The organism is Mesotoga sp. Brook.08.YT.4.2.5.2. (assembly GCF_003351125.1).
Taxonomy (GTDB): domain Bacteria; phylum Thermotogota; class Thermotogae; order Petrotogales; family Kosmotogaceae; genus Mesotoga.
Genome location: NZ_JPGZ01000013.1, coordinates 1 through 20,117, shown reverse-complemented (window position 1 = coordinate 20,117; position 20,117 = coordinate 1). Strand labels below are relative to the sequence as shown.

General features: G+C 47.4%; 17 protein-coding genes. 7 read left to right on the top strand and 10 right to left on the bottom strand.

Annotated features, from left to right (window positions below):
* Positions 1-209: 209 nt before the first annotated feature.
* The 3 genes from Q502_RS04850 to Q502_RS04840 form a co-directional block, all read right to left on the bottom strand.
* The gene (locus tag Q502_RS04850) at positions 210-530 is read right to left on the bottom strand and encodes a hypothetical protein (RefSeq protein ID WP_114794125.1); all 321 of its coding nucleotides are present in this window, start codon (positions 528-530) and stop codon (positions 210-212) included.
* Positions 531-915: 385 nt separating this feature from the next.
* Positions 916-1,212 carry a hypothetical protein gene (locus tag Q502_RS04845; protein ID WP_102819080.1) on the bottom strand — a complete coding sequence of 99 codons (297 nt, stop codon included), beginning with the start codon at positions 1,210-1,212 and terminating at the stop codon, positions 916-918.
* 88 nt (positions 1,213-1,300) lie between these two features.
* On the bottom strand, positions 1,301-2,137 hold the full coding sequence (locus Q502_RS04840) for a DegV family protein (RefSeq protein WP_102819081.1): 837 nt from the start codon (positions 2,135-2,137) through the stop codon (positions 1,301-1,303).
* A 243-nt stretch (positions 2,138-2,380) separates the two neighbouring features.
* Between Q502_RS04840 and Q502_RS04835 the strand changes: the two genes are divergently transcribed.
* Positions 2,381-3,760: a protein O-GlcNAcase gene (locus Q502_RS04835; RefSeq protein WP_102819082.1), complete on the top strand. Its 1,380-nt coding sequence runs from the start codon at positions 2,381-2,383 to the stop codon at positions 3,758-3,760.
* 573 nt (positions 3,761-4,333) lie between these two features.
* Positions 4,334-4,606, top strand: coding sequence for a hypothetical protein (locus Q502_RS04830; protein ID WP_102819083.1), 273 nt, complete (start codon positions 4,334-4,336; stop codon positions 4,604-4,606).
* A 6-nt stretch (positions 4,607-4,612) separates the two neighbouring features.
* Here the strand turns inward: Q502_RS04830 and Q502_RS04825 are convergent, their stop codons facing one another.
* From Q502_RS04825 to murJ, 4 genes are all read right to left on the bottom strand, one after another.
* Complete coding sequence (locus tag Q502_RS04825) at positions 4,613-5,143, bottom strand: cob(I)yrinic acid a,c-diamide adenosyltransferase (protein ID WP_102819084.1); 531 nt, start codon at positions 5,141-5,143, stop codon at positions 4,613-4,615.
* 72 nt (positions 5,144-5,215) lie between these two features.
* Positions 5,216-5,404 (bottom strand): hypothetical protein, encoded by a 189-nt coding sequence (locus tag Q502_RS04820; protein ID WP_102819085.1) that lies wholly within the window; start codon positions 5,402-5,404, stop codon positions 5,216-5,218.
* 189 nt (positions 5,405-5,593) lie between these two features.
* On the bottom strand, positions 5,594-6,826 hold the full coding sequence (locus tag Q502_RS04815) for an NAD(P)/FAD-dependent oxidoreductase (RefSeq protein ID WP_102819086.1): 1,233 nt from the start codon (positions 6,824-6,826) through the stop codon (positions 5,594-5,596).
* A 68-nt stretch (positions 6,827-6,894) separates the two neighbouring features.
* On the bottom strand, positions 6,895-8,391 hold the full coding sequence (murJ, locus tag Q502_RS04810; protein WP_102819087.1) for a murein biosynthesis integral membrane protein MurJ: 1,497 nt from the start codon (positions 8,389-8,391) through the stop codon (positions 6,895-6,897).
* A gap of 181 nt (positions 8,392-8,572) precedes the next feature.
* Between murJ and Q502_RS04805 the strand changes: the two genes are divergently transcribed.
* Positions 8,573-9,823: a hypothetical protein gene (locus tag Q502_RS04805; protein ID WP_258001920.1), complete on the top strand. Its 1,251-nt coding sequence runs from the start codon at positions 8,573-8,575 to the stop codon at positions 9,821-9,823.
* Positions 9,824-11,303: 1,480 nt separating this feature from the next.
* Here Q502_RS04805 and Q502_RS15025 read toward each other — a convergent pair.
* The 3 genes from Q502_RS15025 to Q502_RS04780 all read right to left on the bottom strand — a co-directional run bounded on the left by Q502_RS15025 (position 11,304) and on the right by Q502_RS04780 (position 12,519).
* Positions 11,304-11,570: a type II toxin-antitoxin system RelE/ParE family toxin gene (locus Q502_RS15025; protein WP_099829421.1), complete on the bottom strand. Its 267-nt coding sequence runs from the start codon at positions 11,568-11,570 to the stop codon at positions 11,304-11,306.
* Positions 11,563-11,760, bottom strand: a complete 198-nt coding sequence (locus Q502_RS04785) for a hypothetical protein (RefSeq protein ID WP_099829420.1) — start codon at positions 11,758-11,760, stop codon at positions 11,563-11,565. Before Q502_RS04785 ends, Q502_RS15025 begins: the two co-directional genes overlap by 8 nt.
* Before the next feature lie 447 nt (positions 11,761-12,207).
* A complete protein-coding gene (locus Q502_RS04780; RefSeq protein ID WP_102819089.1) occupies positions 12,208-12,519 on the bottom strand; it encodes an MGMT family protein in 312 nt (103 codons plus the stop codon).
* 128 nt (positions 12,520-12,647) lie between these two features.
* Here Q502_RS04780 and Q502_RS04775 point away from each other — a divergent pair, with 128 nt between their 5' ends.
* The 4 genes from Q502_RS04775 to uvrB all read left to right on the top strand — a co-directional run bounded on the left by Q502_RS04775 (position 12,648) and on the right by uvrB (position 19,445).
* Positions 12,648-15,251, top strand: coding sequence for a valine--tRNA ligase (locus Q502_RS04775; protein WP_102819090.1), 2,604 nt, complete (start codon positions 12,648-12,650; stop codon positions 15,249-15,251).
* On the top strand, positions 15,248-16,567 hold the full coding sequence (locus tag Q502_RS04770; protein WP_112109525.1) for a folylpolyglutamate synthase/dihydrofolate synthase family protein: 1,320 nt from the start codon (positions 15,248-15,250) through the stop codon (positions 16,565-16,567). Before Q502_RS04775 ends, Q502_RS04770 begins: the two co-directional genes overlap by 4 nt.
* The gene (gene ruvA / locus Q502_RS04765; RefSeq protein ID WP_102819091.1) at positions 16,551-17,144 is read left to right on the top strand and encodes a Holliday junction branch migration protein RuvA; all 594 of its coding nucleotides are present in this window, start codon (positions 16,551-16,553) and stop codon (positions 17,142-17,144) included. The genes Q502_RS04770 and ruvA overlap by 17 nt, the downstream gene beginning before the upstream one ends.
* Before the next feature lie 294 nt (positions 17,145-17,438).
* The gene (uvrB, locus tag Q502_RS04760) at positions 17,439-19,445 is read left to right on the top strand and encodes an excinuclease ABC subunit UvrB (protein WP_102819092.1); all 2,007 of its coding nucleotides are present in this window, start codon (positions 17,439-17,441) and stop codon (positions 19,443-19,445) included.
* The last annotated feature ends 672 nt before the right edge of the window (positions 19,446-20,117 follow it).

Here is a 20,117-nt window from a genome sequence, read left to right as displayed (position 1 = left end):
AGAATTTCTGTCATAACAATACGAACAAGACTTCTTCTCTACCACCCGGCCCGGATATTTTCCGGGCTTTTTTTCGTTATTTGCTCGAGTTTCTTAATCAACCAAGAAATTTGAACCTTATCACATCAGTAGAATCGAGCACACTTACTTTTTTCCCTTGATTTCGCCTGTGAGCATATCGATTACTTCATCTCTGCCGGCTGTAAAGATTATCCAATCGTCTCTCGTACAGTCTTGACGACACCACATGCAACCAGAGCAGAAAAGGTCTCCGTCAACTCGGCGTTCGAGAGTTTCATCTTGCGAGAAAGCTCGTAGCCTGTGAGGCGTTCCCCGAAGAGAGAGTTCAGCAATCTTATTCGATTGGAGTTTGAAAGGGGCCCGTATCTTCTCGAAGCATTGGCAACCGGATCACTCTCGAGAAGGGAACTCACAGAATTGTAACCGATCAAAAAGACATCGTTCTTAGCACGGGGGTGAAGGATTCCTCTCTGCGCGTTCTCTATAAAGTAGGAGAGAACGAGAACCATCTTCCTTTCCTCTTCAAATTCTTCATTGTGCATGTTGTCTGTCAGTTTCAAGAGATAATCGTTTCCGAAGGTAGAGAGATTCTTCTCGAGAGATCTTCTGCTTTCCGCTACTAATTCATCTTCGCATTGGATAGATGAGTAAACGTGTTCTCCTTACCACAAAAGAAGGTGCAGGAAGTCGTCTTTCATAGACTCCGGACTAGAAATGAAGTCGAGCATAACTGCCTTCTGTTGAGAACTCAGGACGGCCTAATCTGCAAGAAAGACGAGCGCCCCCAGTTGATCGCCCAGAATTCTGCCCATTATCGACTCATGTATCCGGCAGACCTTGGACCAAACCCGATCAGAAGGAAGTCCCTTAGCATCTCTCTTGGAGAAAGCGAGGCTATCCTCTCGATAAGAACGTCCAAGTTTTCGTGCTGTCATCGGGCATTACTGGGCTAATTTGCATTTCAAGAGGAGCTTTCCAATCAAAGTAAAGACTCATCTTCTCGAAAATCGTCTCCGGCAGCTTCTTCTTGGTAGTCCTTAGCAATTCGACAAGCTCTCCCACAGGGCGATAGCCCGGACGCAGTTCCGCAAAGTGCTTTGCCAGTCTCTCGTTATTTATTAGACGATATATGCTCGGCAAGAAATCAAAGGCCCTTCCGAAACGTGTCTTGACTCTCTCAAGCGCATTCAAAGCCTTTTTACCCCCCAGAAGATGAATCTTAGATGACCTTTTATCCTAAGACGCCCCTTTCTAGTCCCGAAAAGGTCGGTGAACGTCTTTACTTCATTTCGCTGATTATGCCAATTCCCTGAGGTCCCAGATGAGTACCGATTATCGGCTCAATAATTCTACTTTCGATTTCTGCTTCGGGAGCCTCGACACGGAGCATCTTCTCCAAAGTTGCGGCATCTTCCTTTCTCCAGATCGTCAGCACTCTCGCTCTTCGGAGATTCTCGGGCTGGATCTCCTTGAAGGTGTAACTAACCAAACTTTCAAGCAGTTTCTTGTTCCCCCTGACGTTTTCGACGGGCTTGAGTTCGCCTTCGTCCAGCTTGATTACAGGCTTCATCTTAAGCAGATTGCCCACTAGAGCCTTCGCTTTCCCTATTCGTCCGCCTTTCTGCAAATAACTCAGATCATCTGTCGAAAAGAAGGTTCTCGTCTTCTTGTGAAAGTAAGAAGCATATTCGACCAGCTCCTGGATCGATGCTCCGTTCTTTATCATGTCCCCCAGGTTCTTCACCAGCATTCCAGGGCCATCCGCAACCAACAGGGAATCAATTACGTGAATCGGCTGATCGAAGTCCCTTGCAGCGATATTCGCCGAGACGCTCGTTCCGCTAAGCTTCCCGGACAGAACAGGTACAATCAAAGCGTCGTATGTCTTGAGAGCGTCTTCGAAAGCAACAATGAAGTCTTGCGGAGAAGGCTGAGAGGTACTCGGCAACTCCGCAGCCGATCCTAACTCCTCGTAATACTCCTCAAGGTTCAGATCAGTCGCTTTTGTGTATTTCCCGCTTCTGTTGATATAAAGAGACACGATTCTAACGTCTAGTGCCTTGATGTCTTCATCTGACAAGTTGCAGGTGTTGTCGGTTACCAAACCTATTTTCATATAGCCAACCTCCTTTACCGGGTTATGCTACAATTATAGCTTTTCTGACTAAACCTGGCGAGAAATCTCTTGAGTAGATTTAGTTATGATGCATTACGGAAATCGTAAGTCAATAGGACTAAACGTTAGATTCCGCATGAAGCAACCGTAACATTTGCCAAGTAAACGGGAAACGAAGTAATTCGCGCGAGAGTTTGGATTATGATAAACTGATTGAAAATGATTTGATGAAGGGAGTTCAACATGTCAAAATTCGAGATCAGAGGCGTGGTAGAAGGATTCTATGGTGTTCCTTGGTCTATGAAGGCGAGAAAGGCGATGCTGAGGTTTCTAGGAGAGCATCGTTACAATTTATACATTTACGCTCCAAAAGACGATGAACTCCATAGAAGAAGGTGGCGAGAGCAATACAGCGAGGAGTTCAAGAAAGACTTTGCGGAGTTGGTTGCCGAGGGGCTGTCATGCGGTGTTTCGGTTGTCTTTTCTATCAGTCCCGGTCTTGGAGTGAGGTATTCCAGCGATTCAGACATCGAAACCTTGGTCGCAAAACTGGAAGATATAGCAGGCACAGGAGTTAGATCATTCGCAATCTTCTACGACGATATTCCGGAAACCCTCGTACACGAAGAAGATGAAGAGGCATTCGGTTCTCTTGCTGAAGCTCAGGTTCATTTCGCAAACACAGTCTACTCTATCCTTAAGGCGAAAGTCGAAGGTCTCTCAAGGTTCATTGTCTGTCCTACTCAATATCAAGGGCGCAAGGTAACAGATTACATGAAGATTCTTGGAGAAGCTCTGGATGGCGACATATCTATTATGTGGACCGGTCCCGAGGTGTGTTCGGAGAGACTCTCGCTTGAAGATTCCATGCTTGCCGAAGAGGCCTTCCAGAGAAAACCATTATACTGGGACAACTACCCTGTGAACGACGCCTCTATGGTCCCCGAACTGCATGTGGGGCCCTATGAGGGAAGAGACCCCGGCATCGTTGAACACTCAGAAGGGATCGTCTTAAACCCGATGAATCAACCTATTGCATCGAAAATCGCGCTTGCATCTGCTGCAGAATTCCTCAATAATTCCAATGAATACGATGTGGAAAGGGCTTGGGTTAGCGCCATTTCGGAAGTCGCCCCTGAATGTTCGAAGGAGATGGAGCTGTTCTGCGAGTACAATCTTTTCAGTCCGATACACAGAGGTCATTCCGGAAGAATCGTAGAGCTTCACCAAGCACTGAATCGACTAGTCGGTGAAAAGAGATGGGCCGAAGTTCAAGAGCTTCTTTCAGATGAAGCCGAAATGATCACTCAATCTGCAGAGACCTTGAAAGAGAAGCTTTCAGAAGAGTTGTCTAGAGAGGTCGGCCCATGGCTGAAGGAGTTCTCTCTTTGGGGAAGACTGATGGGAAAGATTGCTGAACTGATCTCCTCGAGAAGACTGATCTTCTCTGCCGACATTACTTTTGAAACGATTGAGGAAGTTAGAGACCTCTGTGGTGAAGTGGAGTCGATACTAGTTGAACTTGTAAGAGCGGAAACAATTACGGCAGGTGTACTCTTCAGGGATCTAGCTCAGGAAATTCTTATAAGAACAAAGGGTTATCTGACACTGCTGATCGGCTAGAGTTCACCACACCAAAAGTTCACTGAATGAAGACATATTGATTACCGAGATAGTTCATCTTGAGAAAAGGAGCTGAGCAAATTGAGCTTAGATTGAGATCAGTAAGAAAGGAAGAGTTGAACCCGAAGTGTCCCCACTGCGAATAGGAACTTCCTGAGAAATTCTTCAAACAAAAGGGATCTGGACTCTTGTTGAGTAAGACTGCGGTCTATTTCTGTCCTTACTGCCACAAGGTCTTGGGCATAGGAAGAAGCAACATCGGCTAGTACTTTTGATGGCCGGGCTCTGAAGAAGCAGGCGGAAGAGAAAAACCTTCTAGAAGAGAGTTCTCTTGCTCTTTGAATCGCCAGGAATTTCTAAGAAGGCCCTTCCGGAGATTTGTCTACATAGAAATCGGCGCCAGATTTATAATCTGGATTTAATGTATCTATTATTCCGTTTTGCGAAACAATCTCTGATAGTTTAGTTTGCGTATTGTATAAACTTTATTTCTGACAAAGGTGTTTGCATCAGTTGGCATTTATCCGTAACATGATGTATAATGATTTATCTATCAGAGGGGAGAGTTAGGGATTGGCGTCGAATGTTGAAGGCACATATTCGGTGGTGACCGTCAGGGATTTCGGAAAGGCCTGGCGAAGACGCACTGCGAGGATTCTGCTTAAGAAATCTGTGGTTAGCAAGATGGAGCTAGAAAGCATCACTCGCGATATGTGGGAGTCTTCGGGGCAGGATGTCGACGAGATGATTACTGTCTTCTACTTGCCCGGGATGGATACGAACTCCGTAGCGTACAGCTTCGGCTCCTGTATGAAGGACGGAGTAGCGAAAATCAGCTATCGGTAGATCGTTTTACTCTACGTCTCGCTTGTAAACTATCTTCCCTGCCCTATACTCCTCATATCTCGCAAGAATGAAAAGAAGATCTGAAAGCCTGTTAACGTACTTCACAATCACGCTGTCAACATGCTCGTTTTTAGAAAGCGTCAGTATTCTTCTTTCGGCCCTTCTTGCCACAGTCCTGCAGATGTCCAGTTTGGATGACGCAATGGTGCTTCCGGGGATAACGAAACCATCAAGTCTCACCACTGATTCATATTTGTGAATCATTTCGGTGAGTTTCTGAACATCACTCTCTTCAACGGGCTCAACATATTTGACATCTATTGAAGCCAATTGACCGGTAACTCTAAAGAGGAATCTTTGAATCGAAACGATTTGGTCAGCAACCTCTTCGCTGACATGGTGTTTCGCTTCGCCTAGAAAGGAACTGAGTTCATCTATTGTTCCGTATGCTTCGACGCGGTGACTATCTTTCTCTATTCTCTCGCCGCTCCAGAGGCTTGTTTCTCCTCCATCACCTCTTCCAGTGCTTATACTCAACTCACAAACCTCCATTTCAAGACAACGTTCTTGAGCCTATGCCTCTATGAAGCACCTTCAACTGAGCTCGATCTAGCGTTCATGCTTCCACGAGTATGAGTACGGACCCTTCGCCGTAATCTGATCCATCAGTTTCTCGTACTCCTTTCTAACTCTCTTGGGTGCATTAGCCTTGAGCTTCCAGCTGGTTCCAGCTTCTTGCAGATAATTCTCGTCGATCTCGACCCAGTCGTCAAACCACTTTGGTTTCTTTACCTCCAAGGAGCACCTCCTCCGTGCTACAAAAAACTATCAGCAGATTGCTCAAAGAGAATTGCTCGAAGGTTCCAATTCCAAGAGATCGTCTATCTTGAATCGAGCTCTGAATGGATCACAAATGTCTTATCAATCGTTCTCTTATCATATTAACATATAGTTCCTCTTAGAAAATAACTAGAATAATACTCAAAACTACTGGTCTTCTCGTGATGTTCTTTTGTTTATTGTGGTTCCCGCTACGTAACCGGTCGAGAAGGCGGCCTGGAGATTGTAACCTCCCGTCTCTCCATCGAAGTCGAGAATTTCTCCCGCAAAGAAGAGATTCGGAACGATTCTTGACTCCATTGTCTTCGGGTTCACTTCGGATAACTGAACGCCCCCCCTTGTGACCATGGCCTGCGAAAACCCGCCTACGCTTTCGATCTCAAAACTCATTTCAAAGAGACTGGATATCAGCTTCTTTCTTTCCTCTTTCTTCAATTCGGAACACAATCGCTCGGTTATTCCATTCATCTCCAGGATCTTATCCAGCAATCTTTCGGGAAGACCCAGGTCATGGAGCGATGTCTTCAAGAGCTTCTTGCCCTCTTCAGCTGTCAATTTTATGATTCTCCTTTCAAGCTCCTCGCGGGTCATTCCACTGAAGTTGACTCGAATTTCATCTCCTCGCCCGGCTTCTCTGGAAAGGTGGAGAATGGCAGGTCCAGAAAGCCCTTCGTGAGTGATCAACAAGTCCTCAGTCCGGCTAGTCGTTTTCTTTGAATCCCTCCACAGGGAAACATCGACCGCTTTCAGAGAGACGCCGGCAAGGTCACCAAACTCGAAATCCTTTATAGAAACTGATGTCAATGCAGGCCTTGGCTCGACTATGCTATGACCGAGCGCCGAGGCGATAGAGTATCCATCCCCCGATGAGCCTGTGCCCTCGTAGCTTCTGCCTCCAGTAGCAAGCACCAGATAATCGGCACCTATCTCTCCTTTGTGAGAAGAGACAACAAATCCGCCCGTTGTTCGTCGAGCTATTCCTTTGACGCGGCAATTGTAAAGTATCCGGATCCCTTGCTTCTCACACTCGGCAAGCAACACTTCCAGAACATCTCTTGCAGAGTAAGTTGAGGGAAAGACCTTGCCATCCTCACTTACAAACAGCTTAAGTCCTCTCTCTTCAAAGAAGTTCATCAGCTTGCTCGAGTCAAAGGACATCAATGCCGGTTTAAGAAATCTTCCCGAGCCAAAGTATCTGTCTAGCATTGCCCTTGTCGGCTCGACGTTAGTAAGATTGCATTGACCTCCGCCGGAAATCAGCAGCTTCTTTCCGGGGGTATTCGTTTTCTCAATCACCGTTACATTTCTACCCATTGTTGTGCAGTTTATGGCCGTGAAGAGTCCGGCAGGACCGGCTCCTACTATCACAATATCTCTCATGAGATTTCCTCCCGCTATGCAAGCAGCCCTATCTCAAAATCGAAACCCATTTCGAGAAATACTGCAGATCACCTTCTCTTAAAAAGCATCTTCATTCTCGTATATATCGCCTTAAGTTCGCTCCTGGCACTGAAAAAGAACAGGCAGGAGAAGAGCAGGTTTCCGAAAACCAGCCAGATCAAGGTACTGGTATTCAGCCTGAGAAAGGCGACGACAATGAAAACACCCGCCGAAAGGCCCAATAGCCTCAGTATCCTCTTCACCGGCATGAATTTAACGCCCTCTCTTCCTATTAGCCAAACATATATTATAGTAGCGTTGAGTACGACGAGAGATGTACTCGCTGCTATTCCCGCATGTTCAAGCGGCCTGAGCATAAGCCAGTCAAACAACGCGTTCAGAAAGATCGAAAAGACGGATACGATCGTTATAGCCTTCAGTCTCTTTCTTGCAGTGAAATAACTTGTGCACGTATGCGAAATCGGTGAGAGGATTATCAAAGCCCCATATCCGATAAGCGCCATGCTTACAAGACTCGTCGAGTCGGCGTCGAACTGTCCGCGCTGATAGATTATCCTCACTAGGGGTTCCGCCATCATGATGATCCATGCCGCCAGAGGCAGCGAGATGTTCAATGACGTTGTGACTGTCTTTCTCAATCGTTCCTGCACCTTCTTCTTGTCACCGGAAACGACAAATTCAGAAAGCTCCGTATAGGCTGTCATCTGGAAGGCAGCGATCATGAAAGTAATCAGGCCCAGAAGAGTGTGAGCATATTGCAGCGAAGCGACACGTCCGGGCGGAAGGAGCGAAACAAAGGCTTTGTCAACCATGTTGTTGATGACTCCGAGACTCCCCGAAAAGATCAGAGGCAAACTCAGGTATAGCGTCTCTACTATAGACGTTCCCTTTCCGATTCTCAGAGAGAACAGGTCTCTTGATTGGACCAGATACGCTATCACGGTGAAGGTGTTGCCGAGAATCCAGGCCAGTATGTAGGAGGCTTCCGAGAGAAAGGGAGCGGTCAAGAATATCACTGGAATCGCGATAATGTTGAAAAAGAGCTGCGAGAAGCCGAACTGGATGAACCTCCTGTTTGACTTCAGCACGGCGCCTAGTATGCTTTCTAGTCCGCCGATCAACGGGTATATTGATAGATATCTCAACTTTCTTGCGGCATAAGCGACGACTTCACCCGAAAAACCCGGAGCGAAAAGTCTTATAACGAGGTCCGGAATCACCAGAAAGACTATCCCCATAGAGAGAAAGACCAGAGAACCCGATATAAGAACCGCTCCGGCGTATCTCTTTGATCTCTCGGGGTCTTCATTCCTTATAGAGTGGTATACAGGCACGAAGATGGCGGCAAAAGCTCCGGCAATTATCCCTGAAAGGGTCGTTGCAGGCGTCATTGCAACAAAGACCGCATCGAGATTTGCGGACGTCCCGAAGAGACCGGCGACAAGCATTTCCCTGAAAAAACCCATGCCCTTCGAGATAATAGAAAAGGTAAGGATCGCTATAGTGCCTACGGCAACCGATGTTGACCTGGGAATTCTTCTCATCATGCCTCCTGTCTTACACTGTATAATTTACCATAGGTGTTATCTGTCTTTCCTTTCTGAGATGGTAAACTTAATGATGAGTATCCAAATTCGGAGATTGGTTCTTTTAGTCGCTTTGTGTATCTTGTTCACAGTGGGATGTACCAGGCTGATTCCCACCAAGCCTGGGCATAAGGTTTTGTTGCTGCATCCTGGCGACAACTCCTTCATCGTCTCCAGAGGAGTGACAGTATTCTTCAATGGAGTCAGTGAGAAGGAAACCATCGTATACGAAGTGCAGAGCGTATCGGAACGAACGATCCTGGTTGTCTTCCACGAAAGCAGCGGCTCAATTCCCGGGCCGGTATTCGAACTTTCTCACGACGAATTCGACCTGCACGATGATCAGATCTTGATGATGCAGCCGCTCCTGAGCGCGACTTCCTTCGCCCCAGTAGGAGAGGAGTTTCAGGTACAGTGCAGCATAGATTCCTTCTCCACGTTCGTTCGATTCACAAAACTGCCGTACTGCCTGTTGATATCAAAGGCAGATGCCCTCTACACAGCACAACATCTGCCCGGAAAGTACCTGCTCGAAGGCGATCTACTCTATCATATCGGACCAAACTGGATCCCTTCACACTCGGCAGTATATCTCGGTGTCGACTATGCCACGGCAATGACAGATGAAGGTCTGGGTCAAAACGACGGAAAGACATTTGGAGAATCCTACCCGTTTTTGACACACGGATACAATCTCGTCGAGGAGGGTGTCTTTGTCTTCCCCAACGATATTGAAAACCACTCTTATGTGAATCTCTTCAACTACGACACGTACGAATCGCGATGGCTTAAATACTGGTCTTCCGGTTTTACAGGGGCGATGAGATACTCCGGAGATATAACCCCGCTCGAACGGAGACAAATATCCAGATACATATTTGAGGAGGCCTACCATGGGGCAATGTGGTCTGTAGGCCTCGCCTGGTCTGGCTACTTGAATCTTCCCTTCACAAAACGAGATATCTATTCATGCGTCGGCTTAGTTGAAAAGGCCTACGAAAGTGCAGGAAGAAACATCGTTCCATTATGGGAAGACTTGTTTTACTTAAACTCATTTGAGCAGTTCTCGAGAACCATTCCCGTGCCGGAAATCACATCTCCTGTTGGTGAATTGATTGAGTTTAGGGTAAATGCACTGATCGCAGAGTGGCGATTTGTGGGATATGACAAATGGTCCTTCTCCGATCACGCATGGATCTGGAGATCGACGAACGGAGTCGAGCTTCAGTCAGAAGCAGGCACTCTCCTCGACAAGCACGATCACTGCATCTTCCGCTGGACTCCACAAGAAGTGGGCGACTATGAGATTCCCTTCAGATTCTTCGGCGAATTTGGCGAAAAGACGATCGAAAAGGTCCACACACTCACGATTCATGTAGTTGGCGAGTGATAGAAGTTTCTGCGGATTGCTGCCTTCGGCGAGGCCAGTTCCGGCTGCGCCGGGCAAAAGAGCCGCTGAGGGCTGGACGCTGGGTAGAGCATGGACCCGCTGGCAAAGATCGAAGAGCCGCTTGTAGGGGCGAACGGCTGTTCGCCCTCCTAATGAACTGATAACTTAGATGAGGAGATTTTCAGATTCATTAAGATATTCGGTGAAGACATGGAGCAACTCAGATGGTTATGCAGTGGCATGTTCTTTCATCAGAAAATTCATTGATCTCTCTGCTTGTGTGCGACTTGGAAAACGGTCAACCATTAACGATCCACCGTCCTCCGAGAATCGCATCAGTTGCAAGTTCCAAGATGCAAGTTGTGAGTCGCAGGAACGGTTATCCGTTATCGGTTCTCCATTCTCCAAGACCGAGAGTTGCAAGTTCCAAGATGCAAGTTGTGAGTTATAAGAACAAGAGTTAAGAAACTCTCTAAGTCTCTTGAAACGCTCTTCTCGGTAGACGGCGGACCGTGGACGGACAACGTTGTCTTCGCCAGCGTACAGCGGGTTCTCCGCTTTTAAGCGTACAGCGGAACTTCCAGCGATCAGCGGGTTCACCGTTTTTAAGCGTTCAGCGGATCTTAAGGGCAAGATCCCGTGCAGGTGCATCACGGGATGACTGTCTTTTCTTGCTTCAGGTCATCCTGGCAATGTTCAGGCCAGGATCTCGATCTTTGAAACAGTTGCAAGTTCCAAGATGCAAGTTGTGAGTTATAAGAACAAGAGCCAATAAACTCTATAAGTCTCTTGAAATGCTCTTCTTGGTCGGAGGACGGCGGACCGTTGACGGACAACGTTGTCTTCGTCAGCGTTCAGCGGGTCCTTGTTCTTAAGCGTATAACGGATCTTCAGGGCGAGATCCCGTGCAAAAGCATTACAGGTTGACGGGTCGAAGGGCACCGCTTCTCGTCTTCTCGTGAGCGCAGCGAACGTCTCGACAGTGCTCTTTCTCGACGGTCTTATCAGTGAACGGGTACTTGTTCTTGGACGGCTGACGGAGGACCGCTCTTCCAGCGTAGAGCTGCTCTCTTATCGGTGGACGGTGGACCGTTGACGGACAACGTTGTCTTCGTCAGCGTTCAGCGGGTCCTTGCTCTTAAGCGTTCAGCGGAACTTCTGGCGTATAACGGATCTTCAGGGCGAGATCCCGTGCAAAGGCATCACGGGATGACTGTCTTTTCTTGCTTCAGGTCATCCTGGCAATGTTCAGGCCAGGATCTCGTTCTTTTTGGGTGCGAAAAACGCAAACAGTTGCAAGTGACAAGATGCAGGTTGAAAAAGAAACGGTTATCCGTTATCGGTCCACTGTTCTCCGAGAAGAGCACGGCCCCGTTCTTGGAAGAGCGGTTCTTTATTCTTAAGCTCAGGAGCGCAATCAGAAGTCGACTTTTGAGAAGATGGTGTTCCTTCTATCTGATTACAACATCAAGAATATGTCTCAAAGATTCTTGTATACATTTCTACGATGGCCGATATGCAGAATAGTAACTGACTTATCTTGATCACTAATCTCATAGATAATCCGATAGTCACCAGCTCTTATCCGCCATCCCTCTCTTCCGGTCAACTTACTAGAACCTCTTGGACGCGGATTCGACGCGAGCAACAATATCCTTTGCTTGATTCTGCTATAGTTCGGCTCTCGAAGTGACTGAAGCTCTCTTGCGGCTTTGCTGAGAATAAGAAGTTTGTATGAGTCAGACATCTTCACGCTTGAATTTGTCTAGAGCTTCTTCAAACGGAAGAATCTTGTCGGTTGACTTCTTAGCTTTGTCGTATGCTCGAATCTCTTCCAATTCTTCCAACTCATCGAGAATCTTCTTATATGTAGAAATACTAAGAATCACGCTAACTGGTTTCCCATCTTCATTGACAATCATGCGGGGTTCTTTCATTAAATCACCTCATATGGAATTATAGCATTTTGAGAAGCGCTTCCTTGTTGCGACACTTCGCGTCCAACCTTTGGGGGTCAGAGGGAAAGCAAAAGGCCGGGGTTGGGGGTAGCGGGTTCGTGGTAGGAAAGAGCAAGAGAACCTGGTGAACCGTTGACGGACAACGTTGTCTTCGTCAGCGTTCAGCGGGTTCTTGTTCTTAAGCGCACAGCAGCTCTCAGGGCGAGATCCCGTGCAGGTGCATCACGGGATGACAGTCCTTGACGTCATCCTGAAGTGCTCCTGTTCAGGATCTGGACTTGGGTCTCAGCGAAGGACGGTTCTCCACAGCGTTCAGCGGGTTCACCGCTTTTAAGCGTACAGCGGCCTCTCTCTGGACCGTTGACGGACAACGTTGTTTTGAGCAGTGATCATCGTTGTTTAGCAAGCGGGTCTTAGCAATGTACACTAGGGTTGCCAACCGAAGACCTCGAGATCGATTGTATCGCTTTCGTCGAAGACAACTCCCTCTCTTTCGAGAATCGCCTTTTGAAGCGAATAGCCATTTGGGTCTCTAATGCTTATTCTTCCTCGTGCATTGATTACTCTCTGCCAGGGTATGGTCGCATCGGAGATACCGGCCATGGCGTACCCCACCATTCTTGCGGAACAACCGCCAACAAGAGATGCTATCTGACCGTAAGTTGCGACTCTCCCACGTGGGATTTGTCGAACCATCGAGTAGATTTTCTTATAGGTTGAAGTGCCTTCATCATCCATATTCTCACCGAGTGAATTGTACTACATGAGGAGCTGATCTACATATTAACGGCATCTCCCATTACCGCCTTTTACTTCGTGCTATAATTCGATTTAAATGCCGACGGCACCACGAGGAGGTAGTCAAAATGAAGGAACTGAGCACCAGGTACAGTCCTTCCGAGCTTGAGAAGAAGTGGTATTCTCGCTGGAAAGAAGGCGGTTACTTCGAACCGAGAGGCACGGGTGAACCATTCACTATAATGATCCCGCCTCCTAATATTACTGCGCCTCTCCATATGGGCCACGCACTAAATCTAGTAATTCAAGATTTCATAATTCGCTTCAAGCGCATGAAAGGATTCAGAGTGTTATGGGTCCCTGGCGAGGACCACGCCGGCATAGCGACCCAAAACGCAGTTGAGAAGGATCTCGCCAAGAAGGGCACGAACCGCAAAGAGATGGGGCGAGAGAAGTTCCTTGAAACAACATGGGACTGGGCAAAGGAATACAGGCAGCGGATTCGCGAGCAGATTGAAGCTATGGGTTGTTCGGTGGACTGGTCAAGAGAGAGATTCACTATGGACGACGGGCTAAGCGAAGCGGTGAGAAAGGCCTTCGTCGATCTCTACAAGGAAGGGCTTATCTATAGAGGCAAGTACATTGTTAACTGGTGTCCGAGGTGTTCCACGGTTCTTTCAGATGAGGAAGTAGAGCATGAAGACGAAAAGGGAGCCTTTTACCACATAAAATACCCGATCAAGGGCGGAGAAGAGTTCGTAGTAATTGCTACAACCAGACCTGAGACGATGCTCGCCGATACCGCGGTTGCCGTCTATCCCTCCGATGAAAGGTATTCCGATCTGACGGGTAAGACTGTAATACTGCCGCTTATGGAAAGGGAGATACCGATTATTCAGGATAGGTATGTCGATCCTTCGTTTGGCACAGGTGCGCTGAAGGTCACGCCCGCCCATGACCCCAACGATTTTCAGATAGGGTTGAGACATGGTCTGGAGGTAATCGAAGTCATAGACAAAGATGCGAAGATCAACGAGAACGGCGGGAAGTATCGCGGTCTAGATAGATACGAAGCGAGGAAGCAAGTAGTCAAGGACCTCGAGGAACAGGGGTTTCTAATCAAGGTAGAGCCTATGGTTCATGCGGTGGGCAGGTGTTATCGCTGCGACACAGTTGTTGAGCCGTCCCTTTCCGATCAATGGTACGTCAAGGTTGGTCCTCTCGCGGAAAGAGCGATCGCTGCCGTAGAGAATGGCGAAGTCGTCTTCTTCCCTGAGACTTGGAAGAAAGTATATCTTAACTGGATGCGGGAGATTCGCGATTGGTGCATTTCTCGCCAGCTGTGGTGGGGTCACAGGGTTCCTGTATGGTACTGCGATGACTGTAACGAAGTCATTGTCGAAGAAACCGATCCTTCGGTTTGTCCGAAGTGCGGCTCCAGGAAATTGAGACAGGACGAAGACGTTCTTGACACATGGTTCTCCTCACAGTTATGGCCCTTCACTACCCTTGGATGGCCGGAAACGACACCCGATCTAGAGACTTTCTATCCTACAAATGTACTGGTCACGGCCTTCGATATCATCTTTTTCTGGGTAGCCCGAATGATAATGGCCGGATACCATTTCATTGGAGACAGGCCGTTCGATCACGTTTACATAACCAGGCTGATAAGAGACAAGAACGGCAGGAAGATGTCGAAGTCTCTCGGAAACGGCATAGACCCTCTGGATGTCATCAAGGAACACGGAACAGACGCTATGCGCTTCACATTGGCCATTCTAGCCGCGCAAAATCACGACATAAAACTTGACGTCAAGTTCTTTGACACTTACAAGAAATTCGCAAACAAGATCTGGAATGCAGCCAGATTTGCACTGCTGAACATGGAAGGCTTCGAAGAGATCGATCTGCGCAAAGAAAAGCTGGCAATTGAGGATAGGTGGATCCTTTCACGATTGGCAAGATCCGTCAGGACTGTGGAAGAGGCCATAGACTCTTATGACTTCCCCAGCGCGGCAAAGACGATCTACTCCTTCTTCTGGAACGAGTTTTGTGACTGGTATATAGAGAGTATAAAGCCAAGACTTAACGGCGGCGGAAGAGACAGAACGATAGCGCAGAATGTACTTGTAAGAAGCCTTGACTCATCGTTGAGAATGCTTCATCCCTTTATGCCGTATATCACGGAAGAACTCTGGCAGAGACTGCCCGATTCGAAAGGTGTTTTGATCGCCTCCAAATGGCCGGAATTTGATGAATCCGATTTCGATGTTTCTTCCGAAAATGAATTCTCAAAGATCATGGAAATGGTAAGGGGAATCAGAAACGTGAAGGCAGAAATGAATATACCTCCTTCTTCACGCACAGACGTCTATTATCTCGGAGAGAGAATTGATACCGAGATTCTCAAACTCGTCTCAAATCTTTCGAATTCGGGTGAACTGATTGCCAGGAGCGAAAAGGCATCGGGAAGCGTATCTGCCTGGGGAGATTCAGGAAACACTCTGTATGTAGTGCTGGGCGAGATCGACACGATTGCTGAAATTGAAAGATTGAAAGGGAAGCTTGAGAAGGAAAGAAGCGACCTTGCCAGAACAAAGTCGAAACTCGAGAATAAGAGCTTCGTCGACAACGCTCCTGAAGAGGTAGTAAACGAGAATAAGGAAAGGCTGATCATTAGTCAGGACAACATCCGCAGGATCGAGAAGATTATTGAAGACCTGAAATGAAGACTTACTCCGAGGCCATCCACTATCTTTACAACTCAAGACCATATGGAAAGATAAAGTACGGTCTCTTCCGGATTAGAGAGCTTCTGGAGCGTCTTGGCAACCCGCAGGAATCCTACCCTATTGTCCATATAACGGGTACAAACGGGAAAGGCAGCGTAGCTTCTATAGTAAGAACTCTGTTCACTTCTCACGGTTTGAAGGCCGGGCTGAATATCTCGCCTCACATAACGACTTTCAGGGAACGAATCCAGGTTGACGGAGAGTACATTTCGGAGGACGCTATCTGCAGAATCCTGAAGTCGATGGAGCCTGCGCTGAAGAAGATGGATGAGAAGGGCGAAGAGTATGCTCCAAGCTTCTTTGAGGTGGTCACCGCGATGAGCTTCCTCTATTTCAAGGAACTGGCTTGCGATATTGTCGTTCTTGAAGTTGGTCTTGGAGGCAGGTTCGATGCGAGCAACGTAATCAGCTCTTCTCTAGTCTCGGTGATAACAAGTATTGGACTAGATCATACAGGTATTCTCGGCGATTCCGAAGAGAAGATAGCTGTAGAAAAGTCCGGAATAATCAAGGTGAACAGCCCGGTGGTTTCGGGAATCACAAGACCTGCCATCAGAAGGGTTGTCTCTGAAACTGCTAAGAGCATGGGTTCTCCGACTTTCTTCATAGGGAAGGACTTCAACGCATACGGCAGAGAATACAAGCTAGACAGCAACGTTTTCGACTATGAAGGAACGAATATGTATTGCGATCTCATCACCAACCTCAACGGCGAGCATCAAGTAGCAAATGCAGCAGTAGCGCTAAAAACAGTTGAAACAGCCTTCGATAGGGTTGGCAAATCAGTAGATGAAAACCGCTTGAGAAAGGCTTTGAAGAACGTTATTTGGCCCGGAAGATTTGAGGTCTTTTCCGTGCTCTCAAGGACAGTGATACTTGACGGCGCGCACAATCCCGATGCCTCGAGGATTCTGAGAAAGACAGTCGAACGGTATTTTGCCGGCGAGAAGCTCACTCTGCTTTTCGGCAGCCTCGACGACAAGGACTACGAAAGCAACATAAGAACGCTTTCATCGATAGCAGACAGGGTAGTGGTCTGCAGAGTTCCGAATCACAGGAGTCTCCGTCCGGAAGAAGTCGCCAATACCTGGAGGAGGTACTGTGATCAAGTTAGTTTTGTCGATTCTCATGAAGCCGCTTTGGAGACAGTGCTGCAGACTTCTGAGAAGATTCTTGTCTGCGGGTCGCTGTATCTGGTCAGCGAGACGAGAAACATATTGACTGGAGTGAAGGAATGTGTTGGAAGGCATTGAAGGGCTAGTAAGAGAGATTAGAGAGTCTGAAGTTGTCGTAAAGGTTGGAGGGCTTTTCTTCAGGCTGAACTGCACCCCTAATACAATCGCCAAACTCTCCGGCGACAGAGAATTCTTCTTCCTAACGTATGTCTCTTATTCGCAGGACAGACCCCCGGAACTCTATGGATTCTTGGACAGGGAAGAGGAGGAATTGTTCAACATCTTGCTCAAAGCGAGCAAGATCGGTCCGAAGTCGGCTATGAAAATTCTCTCGTCTGCCTCTCCTTCAAGAATAAAGCAGATAATCTCTTCAAAGAACGTTACCGAGCTTTCTTCGCTGCCGGGAATCGGGAAGAAGACTGCAGAGCGAATGATCGTGGAGCTTTCATCTTTGATAGACTCGTCTTTCGTTGAAAGCGAAGAAACGATGCCCGACGTACGACGATCTGTAGGCGAAGAGGCCATAGTTGCGCTCGCATCTCTTGGATTCGACGAGTCTCAGGCCAGAAGAACGGTCGTCAAGATTCTCAGAAACAGCCCAGACGTCGACATGCATGAGTTGATCAAAGGCGCTCTAAAGGAGATGCGTAAGTAGAACAAACGGCATAGGATTCGAACACTCTTCCGTGAAGAAGGGTAGAGAGTTAGTGCTCACCTTTCGGCAGTTCTGCAAGATCGAGAGAAACCCGAACGAAACCTATCATTCAAATGAACCGCGGCCTTCATTTTGCCGAATATCCTTCTCCTGCTAACCTCTCTACTCTCCCGAAAGAGTTTCCAGTAAGTGAGACTGTTTCATCGATGCACGCGAAGAAGATCGGCCCATTGAAAACTGCTCTTCGCATGGTGTAGAATTGTTTACCAGTTAGCATCGAAAGGAGTTGATCTGGTGCTCTTCGAACTTGATTCTTCTTACAGTCCTCAGGGAGACCAACCGCAGGCTATAGAGAAGTTGATCGAAGGACTTGAGAGTGGAGATAGATTCCAGACCCTTCTAGGGGTAACGGGTTCGGGGAAGACTTTCACCATGGCGAACGTAATAAGCGCCCTTCAGAGACCGGCCATAGTGATTTCGCCTAACAAGACCCTTGTGGCGCAGCTATACAGAGAGTTCAAAACCTTCTTTCCGAAGAATAAAGTAGAGCTCTTCATAAGTTACTACGATTATTACATGCCTGAATCGTACATTCCATCGAAGGATCTGTTTATCGAAAAGGAAGCTCAGATAAACGAAACACTGGAGAGGATGAGGATTTCCGCTCTGAAATCCGTCCTGACGAGGAACGATACAGTCGTACTCGCAAGTGTTTCTGCGATCTATGCAAGCGGAGATCCGAGAGATTTCGCCAGTATGAACATCCATCTGGAGCGCGGAGAGACGGTCAACAGAAGGGAGCTTGCCCTGAAGCTCGCAGGCATTCAGTATAACCGTTCGGAGGACATCTCTGCTGGGGGCGTATTTCACGTGAAGGGAGAGATATTTGAAGTCTTTCCTCCTTATGAGGATCATGGAATTCGGTTGTACTTCTTCGATGATGAAATTGAGAGAATCGTGTCATTCGATCCTATAAACAGAAAGACAATCGAAGAGCTGGATATGGTCACCATCTACCCTGCCAAGGAATTCGTCACGACTCAGGAGAAGATTCTCGGAGCAATGCGAAACATAGAAGAAGAGCTTGAGGAGAGAGTGAAACATCTCGAAAGAGAGGGCAAGTATCTAGAGTCGCAAAGGCTTCGACAGCGAACCACTTACGATATGGAGATGCTTTCTAGTGTCGGATACTGCTCTGGAATAGAAAACTACTCCCGCTTCTTCGACGGTCGTCATCCGGGAGAGAAACCCTACACTCTGCTCGACTACTTTGATAAGGAGAAGTTCATAACATTCATAGATGAGTCGCATATCGGGGTCCCCCAGCTTGGAGCAATGTACAGGGGAGACTATTCTAGAAAGAAGAACCTTGTCGACTATGGCTTCAGGTTACCTGCCGCCTTCGACAACAGACCTCTAAGGTTCGAGGAGTTCCTCAAGACTGTAGGACAGATAATCTTTGTCTCTGCGACGCCGGGTAATTTCGAGGCCGAACACTCTACCAGAGTCGTCGATCAGGTTATCAGGCCGACGGGACTCATAGATCCCGAAGTCATTGTGCATCCAACCGAGAGTCAGGTAGATGACTTTATCGAGAGGATGAGAACCGTCAAGAAGAGAAGTGAACGAGCTCTGGTCACGGTTCTGACTAAGAAGGCTGCCGAAATGCTTTCAGACTATCTCAACGAAGTCGGTATAAGAGCGGAGTATCTTCACTCCGAGCTTGACGCGATTGAGCGGGTCGAGGTCTTAAGAAAGCTTCGAGACGGCACTGTAGAGGTCGTGGTAGGTGTCAATCTGTTGAGGGAAGGACTTGATCTTCCCGAAGTCTCCCTGGTCGCGATAATGGATGCAGATAAGGAAGGCTTCCTCCGTTCCGAGACAACTCTGATTCAGACCATCGGAAGAGCCGCGAGGAATGTGAACGGTCAGGTAATTCTTTATGCCGATACGATCACCGGTTCAATGAAGAGGGCGATAGATGAAACAAACAGAAGAAGACTCAAGCAGCTTGTGTATAACAAAGAGAATAACATCACTCCCGAAAGCATAGTGAAACCCCTCTATAAAAACATCTTTGAAGAGTTCGCAGGTGAGGATCTGAATAAAGAGAGAGAAGAAAAGGCAAGGGCAACTTATCTGGAGGGTGTTCTGGCTCTAAAGGAGTCTCTCGATTACGATGATTACGTCGCTCTTCTGAACGAGGAGATGATTAGGGCCGCTGGAGAGCTCAGGTTTGAAGACGCAGCCATATTGAGAGATGAGATGCACAGCCTGAAGAAAAACAAGCAGAGGATCTGACCATGTTCTAACTCATCATGCCCTTAAGTCAGGGAGTCGATGAGAGGTGATATGATATTCCTTCTCCCAAGAAAGATACGCTGTATTTGGCTCCTGGTGAATCTGATCTTAATCTCTCCCTTGCTACATTTATCATTACCGATAAATCAAGGGTGATAATAGGAGATCATATGATACTTCTTCTCCCTTGAGCAAATACGCTGTATCTTACTTATCTTGGTTTTATTTCCTCCTTGAAGGAGGTTATCAATATCCATAAGTTATGGCGTTAATGAGAATCCTATGATGCTCATTCCTAGACAATATATGGTGCATTTCGCTCCTGATGATCCTGATCTTAAGCCCTCCCTTGCTACATTTATCATTACCGATAAATCAAGGGTGATAATAAGAGATCATATGATGCCTCTTCTCCCTAACAATACATGCTGTGTTTAGCTCCTGATGATCTTGATCTTAAGTCCTCCCTTGAGGGAGGACCACGAAGTGGCGGAGGGTGTGCACTAATTCGCAAGATCGAGATCGCAAAGGGAAAACGTATTCACCCCCCAGGGGAATTGGACAAGTAAGTTAGGAATAGTAGACTAAGAAGGGGTGAATATGGATGAAGCATCCGAGAGGCAAGCGTTATGATCCTGAGTTCAAACTTAGATTAGCTAAGGAGTTTGCAGA

Coding starts and splice junctions, on each gene's coding strand:
- Q502_RS04850 (WP_114794125.1), bottom strand. CDS start 530: ATGGTTCTCGTTCTCTCCTACTTTATAGAGAACGCGCAGAGAGGAATC.
- Q502_RS04840 (WP_102819081.1), bottom strand. CDS start 2,137: ATGAAAATAGGTTTGGTAACCGACAACACCTGCAACTTGTCAGATGAA.
- Q502_RS04835 (WP_102819082.1), top strand. CDS start 2,381: ATGTCAAAATTCGAGATCAGAGGCGTGGTAGAAGGATTCTATGGTGTT.
- Q502_RS04815 (WP_102819086.1), bottom strand. CDS start 6,826: ATGAGAGATATTGTGATAGTAGGAGCCGGTCCTGCCGGACTCTTCACG.
- murJ (WP_102819087.1), bottom strand. CDS start 8,391: ATGAGAAGAATTCCCAGGTCAACATCGGTTGCCGTAGGCACTATAGCG.
- Q502_RS15025 (WP_099829421.1), bottom strand. CDS start 11,570: ATGTCTGACTCATACAAACTTCTTATTCTCAGCAAAGCCGCAAGAGAG.
- Q502_RS04785 (WP_099829420.1), bottom strand. CDS start 11,760: ATGAAAGAACCCCGCATGATTGTCAATGAAGATGGGAAACCAGTTAGC.
- Q502_RS04780 (WP_102819089.1), bottom strand. CDS start 12,519: ATGGATGATGAAGGCACTTCAACCTATAAGAAAATCTACTCGATGGTT.
- Q502_RS04775 (WP_102819090.1), top strand. CDS start 12,648: ATGAAGGAACTGAGCACCAGGTACAGTCCTTCCGAGCTTGAGAAGAAG.
- Q502_RS04770 (WP_112109525.1), top strand. CDS start 15,248: ATGAAGACTTACTCCGAGGCCATCCACTATCTTTACAACTCAAGACCA.